Here is a 6,436-nt window from a genome sequence, read left to right on the forward strand (position 1 = left end):
CGGGTGCGAACACGCCAGTGATAACTACGGCCTCTGTCCTGCGCGCACCTCCTATCTTAGGCCGAATAATTGTTTGCTGCGCGACAGCGCAGCGTCGAAGACGCGGCGGGGGCTCCCTCGCCACAAAGATTGCAGGCGTCTGGAACTGGGTTTCGGCACTGAGACAACCTGTCACGCGACAAACGACCACGCCATTCATCGGCGAGAATGCGGCTACTCTTTGAACATTGCTTGATCCAGGTCAATACCTTTCGGGGCGTTGGGCTGGTGGCCATCCGGCCTGCGTCCTGCGTTGTGACGGTTAAAAAAAGAACGATTTGAAAAGCACTGCACTCCATATCCCTGGGGAGTGGGTGCAAGCCCCACCCGCAGCCGGTTTTACCTGACAGAGGAAGACTTATGTTCGGTTTGGAGGCGCTCGATCTCGCCCGAATCCAGTTCGCATTCACGATCTCGTTCCACATCCTGTTTCCGGCCATCACCATCGGCCTGGCGAGTTACCTGGCGGTGCTCGAGGGCTTGTGGCTCAAGACCCGCGATGACACCTACCGCGACCTGTACCATTTCTGGTCGAAGATCTTTGCCGTCAACTTCGGCATGGGGGTGGTGTCCGGGTTGGTCATGGCCTATCAGTTCGGGACCAACTGGAGCCGCTTTTCAGACTTCGCCGGTGCGGTGACCGGGCCCCTGCTGACCTACGAGGTGCTCACGGCGTTCTTCCTCGAGGCGGGTTTCCTCGGCGTGATGCTGTTTGGCTGGAACCGCGTCGGCCGTGGCCTGCATTTCTTTTCCACGGTCATGGTGGCGATCGGCACCTTGATCTCGACCTTCTGGATTCTGTCCTCCAACAGCTGGATGCAAACCCCCCAGGGCTACGAAATCATCGACGGCCGGGTGATCCCGGTGGATTGGCTGGCGGTGGTGTTCAACCCCTCGTTTCCTTATCGATTGCTGCACATGTCCACCGCGGCGTTCGTGGCCACGGCGTTCTTCGTCGGCTCGTCGGCGGCCTGGCATCTGCTGCGCGGCCGCGACAACCCGGCCATTCGCCGGATGCTGTCGATGGCGATGTGGATGGCATTGCTGGTGGCGCCGATACAAGCGGTCATCGGCGACTTCCATGGCCTGAACACCCTCAAGCATCAACCGGCGAAAATCGCCGCCATCGAGGGCCACTGGGAAAACGTCGGCAATGAACCGACCCCGCTGATCCTGTTCGGCTGGCCCGACATGCAAGCGGAGAAAACCAAATACGCCGTGGAAATTCCGTACCTGGGCAGCCTGATCCTGACGCACTCGTTGACCGAGCAGGTGCCGGCCCTCAAGGAGTTCCCGCCTGAGGATCGACCGAACTCGACCATCGTGTTCTGGTCGTTCCGGGTCATGGTCGGCCTCGGCTTGCTGATGATTTTTACCGGGCTGTGCAGCCTGTGGCTGCGCCGCAAGGATCGGATCTATCAGTCCCGGCCGTTCCTCTACATGGTGCTGTGGATGGGGCCGTCCGGCCTGGTGGCGATCCTGGCCGGTTGGTTTACCACGGAGATCGGCCGCCAGCCTTGGGTGGTCTATGGCTTGATGCGCACGGCCGATGCGTCGTCCGGCCACAGCTTCGCCCAGATGAGCATCACCCTGGTGCTGTTCGTCGTAGTGTATTTCGCGCTGTTCGGTGCGGGCCTGAGCTACATGATGCGCCTGGTGCGCAAAGGGCCGGTGGCCCACGAAGACGAACCGAGCGATGGCGGCCCGGGCCAGAAACGCACCCCGGCCCGGCCACTGTCGGCCGCCAACGAAGGCGACGACGATGTGGACCACAACGACCGCTCGAACAAGGGGAATTGAGTCATGGGTATTGATCTTCCGCTGATCTGGGCCGTGGTCATCATCTTCGGCATCATGATGTACGTGATCATGGACGGCTTCGACCTGGGGATTGGCATCCTCTTCCCCTTCGTCAAGGGCGAGCGCGACCGCGACGTGATGATGAACACCGTGGCGCCGGTCTGGGACGGTAACGAAACCTGGCTGGTGCTGGGCGGTGCCGGATTGTTCGGGGCGTTTCCGCTGGCCTATTCGGTGGTGCTTTCGGCGCTGTACCTGCCGTTGATCCTGATGCTCATCGGCCTGATCTTCCGCGGCGTGGCTTTTGAGTTCCGTTTCAAGGCCAAGGCTGAGAAGCGCCACCTCTGGGACAAAGCGTTCATTGGCGGTTCGCTGACGGCCACCTTCTTCCAGGGCGTGGCGCTGGGGGCGTTCATCGACGGTTTCGAGGTGGTCAATCGCCAGTTCGCCGGCGGCTCCCTGGATTGGTTCACGCCGTTCACGGTGTTCTGTGGCCTGGCGTTGATCGCGGCGTACGCGTTGCTCGGCTGCACTTGGCTGATCATGAAGACCGAGGGCAAGCTGCAAGAGCAGATGCATGACCTGGCCCGGCCGCTGGCGTTCGTGGTGTTGGCCGTGATCGGTATCGTCAGCATCTGGACGCCGCTGGCCCACGCCGACATCGCCGCCCGCTGGTTCACGTTGCCAAACCTGTTCTGGTTCCTGCCGGTGCCGATCCTGGTGCTGGTGACCATGTACGGATTGTTCCGCGCGGTGGCCCGCAATGCCAACTACACGCCTTTCATCCTGACCCTGGTGCTGATCTTCCTCGGCTACAGCGGCTTGGGCATCAGCCTGTGGCCGAATATCGTGCCGCCGTCCATCTCGATCTGGGACGCCTCGTCACCGCCCCAGAGCCAAGGCTTCATGCTGGTGGGGACGTTGTTCATCATTCCGTTGATCCTGGTGTACACCTTCTGGAGCTACTACGTGTTCCGCGGCAAGGTGACCCATGACGACGGCTACCATTGAGGGCGTGAACATGGCCAAACCTGACTTGAAAGACATCGAGGCCGCCGAACGCAAGCCACTCTGGCAGCGGCTCGGCTGGCTGGCGCTGATCTGGGCCGGCAGCGTGCTGGCGTTGTTCATCGTCGCCAGCTTGATGCGAATGTTCATGAATGCCGCGGGATTGACCACTCACTGATTTCCTGGTGGAAGCAAGTTTGCCTCCACCAGGAAGGTTTACTTGCGGGCTTTGAGAATCACGAATTTCGGCGTGGCGGCCACTTGCTCGACGCCTCGGAACAGTCGCGCCAGTTTGCTGTGGTAGCCCAGGTGCCGGTTGCCGACGATGTACAGCGCGCCGCCCACCACCAACGCTTCGCGAGCCTGCTGAAACATCCGCCAAGCGAGGAAGTCGCCCACCACTTGCTGCTGGTGGAAGGGCGGATTGCACAACACCACATCCAGGGACTGCGCTTCTTGCCCGGCCAGACCATCGCCGGCCCGGATCGTCACTTCGCGTTCGCCGAGGGCCGCGCGCCAGTTCTCGGCAGCCGATTGCACGGCCATGTACGACTCGTCCACCAGGGTGTAATGGGCCTCGGGGTTTTGCAGGGCACTGGCGATGGCCAGCACGCCGTTGCCGCAGCCCAGGTCCGCGACCCGGGCCGTGCCGAGGTTTTTCGGCAGATGTGGCAGGAACGCGCGGGTGCCGATGTCCAAGCCTTCGCGGCAAAACACATTGGCGTGGTTGAGCAGTTCGATTTTCGGTTCGTCCAGCCAATAGCGCGTGGGGTAGGGCGATACGGCCGGGGCACTGCCGGGTGAGGCGGCGGCTGGCGTGGCGATCAGCAGCCGCGCCTTTTTCACCGCCAGGGAGGCCTGCACCGGGCCGATATAACGCTCCAGCAAATCCCCGGCGGCCCGCGGCAGGTGTTTGATCATCGCTCCGGCAATCACCTGGGCGCCCGGCGCCAATTGGCCTTGCAGGCGAATCAGCTGTTCCTCCAGCAGGGCCAGGGTTTTCGGTATTTTGATCAGGACGCGGTCGAACGGGCCGGTCAACGCCTCGCTGGCGGGCAGCGTTGGCACCGCGTCGAAGGGCCGGCCGTTGCGCACCAGGTTTTTCTCCAGCGCCTGCAAGGCCAGGAAGGAGTCCCCGCTGCTGGTCACCAGGACATTACCGACCAGGCTGGCTGCCAGGGCACCGAAGCTGTCATTGAGCACCAGGACTCGACTCTGCGCGGCGGGTTGTTGTTCGGCCAGGTACGCGAGCAGGTATTCATCAGCCGCATCGAAGGCTTGCAGCGGTTCGTTCTGCTGTTCGGGTTGGCGGATCAGGTCGAGTTGAGCGAAAGGGCTGTCAAGCAGGGGCATGGATGGGGACTCTGGAGATCAACGAATGTCCCGCTGCCCGAAGGTAGGTGTCTGTGCGGGACCGACTGAATGAACTGCGTCGCGTGCAAGCAGCGGCATCATTCAAGAGGGACCGTAAATGGTACGTTTTTTTGTTGCACATTACTCGCAGGTTTTTTAGTCCAGCAGTGCCACGCCAGGGGTCAGATCACATGGATCTGGGCGGCTTTGGCCACCGCTGAAATCTTGTTGCTGACGTTCAGCTTTCGCATGCAACTGCACACATGGAAATTCACGGTTCGTTCGGAAAGACACAGAATTCTGCCCACTTCCGACGCCGTCTTGCCTTCGGCTGACCACCTCAACACTTCGATCTCTCTTGGCGACAAGTGGCATTTGGGCTGGACCGCGATGGCGTCTGCCATTTTTTTGCTGGCCAGGGCATGCAGCCTTTGACTGGCGAAGATGGCGTAGCCGAGATTGCCATAGTGTTCCTCGATATCAATGGGACAATGGGTCCGTGCAAGGCTGAACAGGCTGCACTGGGCGCCTTGGTCGTCATGAACGGCCTGGGTCCAGCCGTACTTGAGTCCTTGTCGATTTAGTTCGCGCCATAACTTGGGTGCCTGAGCGAAAACAGTCTCATCCCACAAGATTGGGAGCGGTGATTGATTGCAATGTGCTACTAATGGGTCGTTCGACGCATAACCGTTTTGTTCATAAAGGCGGTCCCATCCATAAGGATAATTATTCAGGTTTACCTTGCTGGTGTGTTTGTCGGGGCTTCCGAGATAGGCTGCAAATGCACAATATTCAAATCCTTGATTGTTAAAGAAATTCAATACTAGACGATAGGCCGTCTGCAGGTCCTTTTCACAGGATAACTTTTTCAGCAACAAGTCCTTCCACCTGTCCATCGCTTTCTCCTGGGTTTGATTCGTCCATGCGGATCCAATCCATGATGCGAAATTTTAGTGTAGGACTATTCCTAATTTTCAGTCGGTTTTTTTCGGCCAAGTTACATTTGGTAATATTTACACATATAACTTTAAGGCTGCTCATTTTACAGCTCTGGATATTTGTATAAGTTTGGTGAAAGTATTGGCAAGTGAAAGGGGCGGATATGTGACTAAAGTGCCATTGCCCGCCCCAGTGGTGAGAACGCTCACTTTGCGGGACACTGCACGCCTTGCCCCCTAGGAGTGGCTCATGACCGACAGCGCAGAGAAGTTCACCCGCCAGACCTTGCTTGATGTCCAGCCGTTGACGCCTCATTTGTTTACCTTGCGCACGACCCGGGATCGCGGTTTTCGCTTCCGGGCGGGCCAGTTTGCCCGGCTGGGTGTCGCCAAGGCGGACGGCACCACCGTCTGGCGGGCGTACTCCATGGTGTCGTCGCCGTTCGACGAGTTCCTCGAATTCTTTTCCATCGTAGTCCCCGATGGCGAATTCACCAGCGAACTCAGCCGTTTGCAACCGGGCGATGAGTTGTTGGTGGATCGCCAGGCTTTTGGCTACTTGACGCTTGACCGCTTCGTCGATGGTCGGGATCTGTGGTTGCTGTCCACGGGGACGGGCGTGGCGCCGTTTCTTTCGATCCTTCAGGATTTTGAGGTCTGGGAAAAGTTCGAGCGGATCATCCTGGTCTACAGCGTGCGCGAGGCACAGGAGCTGGCCTATCAGGCGCTCATCCAGGAACTGCCCCAGCGCGACTACCTGGCCGAGTACGCTCACAAGTTTTGTTTCATTGCGACCGTCACCCGTGAGCAGCATCCGGGAGCGCTCAACGGGCGGATTACCACGCTGATCGACAACGGCGAGTTGGAGCGCACTGCCGGCGTAGCGCTGACACCGGAGCGCTCGAGGGTGATGCTGTGCGGCAACCCGCAAATGATCGACGACACACGCAAGCTGCTCAAGGCCAGGGGCCTGCAACTGAGCCTGACCCGTCGTCCGGGCCAGGTGGCGGTGGAAAACTACTGGTAGAAAACCCACGCATTTAGCAACTGGGTAGCTGTGTAGGAGCTGTCGAGTGCAACGAGGCTGCGATCTTTCCCCTGGCGCTTGAATCTCAAGCGAAAGATCAAATCAAGATCAAAAGATCGCAACCTGCGGCAGCTGCTACCCCCGGCGGGAGCAAGCTCCTATCAAACAAAACGCAAGCACTTGATTTTCTAAAACAAATTCCAGGTCAAGGCTGCACGATAGCGAATAGGTTCAATTTCCACGGAAAATGTGGTTGCCCAGAATCTATGGC

6 protein-coding genes are annotated in these 6,436 nt (G+C 59.2%); 4 read left to right on the top strand and 2 right to left on the bottom strand.

What is annotated here, in order from left to right:
• Positions 1-399: 399 nt before the first annotated feature.
• Genes J3361_RS29035 through J3361_RS29045 form a run of 3 tightly spaced genes read left to right on the top strand, consistent with a single transcriptional unit; the run spans position 400 to position 3,025 of the window.
• Positions 400-1,839, top strand: coding sequence for a cytochrome ubiquinol oxidase subunit I (locus J3361_RS29035; protein WP_207967423.1), 1,440 nt, complete (start codon positions 400-402; stop codon positions 1,837-1,839).
• A 3-nt stretch (positions 1,840-1,842) separates the two neighbouring features.
• Entirely contained in the window at positions 1,843-2,850 is a 1,008-nt protein-coding gene (gene cydB / locus J3361_RS29040; protein ID WP_053125566.1) for a cytochrome d ubiquinol oxidase subunit II, read from the top strand.
• Between the two features lie 10 nt (positions 2,851-2,860).
• Positions 2,861-3,025, top strand: a complete 165-nt coding sequence (locus tag J3361_RS29045) for a DUF2474 domain-containing protein (protein ID WP_003205785.1) — start codon at positions 2,861-2,863, stop codon at positions 3,023-3,025.
• A 38-nt stretch (positions 3,026-3,063) separates the two neighbouring features.
• On the opposite strand, the gene J3361_RS29050 is transcribed toward J3361_RS29045, so the two are convergent.
• Together J3361_RS29050 and J3361_RS29055 are read right to left on the bottom strand one after the other, a co-directional pair.
• Complete coding sequence (locus J3361_RS29050; RefSeq protein WP_207967424.1) at positions 3,064-4,200, bottom strand: methyltransferase; 1,137 nt, start codon at positions 4,198-4,200, stop codon at positions 3,064-3,066.
• A gap of 182 nt (positions 4,201-4,382) precedes the next feature.
• Positions 4,383-5,096, bottom strand: a complete 714-nt coding sequence (locus tag J3361_RS29055) for an autoinducer binding domain-containing protein (protein WP_207967425.1) — start codon at positions 5,094-5,096, stop codon at positions 4,383-4,385.
• A gap of 292 nt (positions 5,097-5,388) precedes the next feature.
• Between J3361_RS29055 and J3361_RS29060 the strand changes: the two genes are divergently transcribed.
• A complete protein-coding gene (locus J3361_RS29060; protein ID WP_207967426.1) occupies positions 5,389-6,165 on the top strand; it encodes a ferredoxin--NADP reductase in 777 nt (258 codons plus the stop codon).
• Positions 6,166-6,436: the final 271 nt, after the last annotated feature.

The organism is Pseudomonas sp. OA65, from assembly GCF_017498305.1.
GTDB lineage: Bacteria > Pseudomonadota > Gammaproteobacteria > Pseudomonadales > Pseudomonadaceae > Aquipseudomonas > Aquipseudomonas zanjanensis.